This window comes from Actinomyces sp. MRS3W (assembly GCF_032465695.1).
Taxonomy (GTDB): Bacteria; Actinomycetota; Actinomycetes; order Actinomycetales; family Actinomycetaceae; genus Actinomyces.
Map to the genome: position 1 here is coordinate 1 of NZ_JAWDJJ010000093.1, position 1,351 is coordinate 1,351.

Below are 1,351 nucleotides of genomic sequence, written 5' to 3' on the forward strand. Positions count from 1 at the left end.
GGTCTGCTGCGCACCGTCACCCGCATGAGCCTGCCCGCCATCGCCCTGGGTGTCGTGGTGGCAACCGTCTCCTACGTCGCGCAGGCGTTGGTGCCGCTTCTGCTCGGCCGCCTGCTCGATTCCGGGCTCCAAGCCGGGCTGACCAGTCGGCTGCTGCCCGGCCTGCTCGCGCTGACCGCGCTGGGCCTCCTCGGATCGTTGGCCGCCGGACTCGAGGAAGCCAGCGGCATGGGCGCCTGGGCCAGCGCCTGGAAGCCCTCCATGCGCGGCGCCGCCCACCGACTCGGGTTGCGTTCGCGGGCCGTCACTCGCCAGATCGCCAGCGGCGACGTCGTCGCCACCATCACCAATGACGCGGACAATATCGGCGCACTCATGTACTTCGTCGTCACCGTCATCGGGGCGGTGATCAGCGTCGTCGTCGTCGGAGTGCTCATGCTGCGCACCTCCATCGGGCTGGGCCTGCTGGTGCTGGTGGGCTTGCCCATCGTGCTGGCTCTGGTTGGGGCCTTCGTCCGGCCGCTCAATCGGCGGCTGTCGGTGCAGCGCGAGGAGCAGGGGCGCCTGTCCACCATCACCACCGACGCGGTCTCCGGCTTGCGCGTGCTGCGCGGCATCGGCGGGGAGGACGTCTATGCGGCCCGTTACGTCCAGGCTTCCCGCCGGGTGCGTGACGCCGGTATCCGCGTGGCCTCCACGCAGGCGCTCCTGGCCACCGTCAAGGCGGGCGCGCCCATGGTGTTCACCGCCGTCGTCGTGGGGGCCGGCGCCCGCGCCGCCCTGACCGGTGCGATCACCCCCGGACAGCTGGTGACCTTCTACGGCTACACCACCTTCCTCGTCGGCCCCCTGGGGGTGATGGCCGATCTTATCCAGTTCGCCACCCGCGCCTGGGTGGGTGCCCGCAAGGTGGCCCGTATCGAGGCCGTGGCCCCGCTGACGAGCGACGCGCGGCTTGTGCCCGGGACCCGCCTGGACCCCACCGGCGACCTGGTGGACGTCACCTCCGGGGTGGTCCTGCGCGGCGGGAAGATGACCGCCCTGGTATGCGCCGACTCCTCCCGCTCCGCCGCGCTGGCCGAGCGCCTCGGCCGCCCCGACGACGACGCCCCCGTCACCCTGGGCGGCGTGGACCTGCGCACCGCCGCCCTGGAGGAGGTGCGCGGCACCGTCGTCGTCTCCGGTGCTCACGCCGAGGCCTTCGCCGGGACGCTCGCCGAGGAAGTCCTCGGCGACGACATCCCCCTGACGGGCCCCCGCGACGTGGCCGACGTCATCCGCACCGGAGCCGCTGCCGGAGCCCACGGCGATGCCGGACCCGCCGCCGGGGGCGGCGCACCCGCGCTGACCC

The 1,351-nt window shown here is 73.4% G+C and carries 1 protein-coding gene; it reads left to right on the top strand.

The annotated features are described in order from the left end of the window. Positions 1-1,351 (top strand): ABC transporter transmembrane domain-containing protein (locus RWX45_RS02700; protein WP_316022249.1); only part of this gene is annotated, 1,351 nt, incomplete at both ends.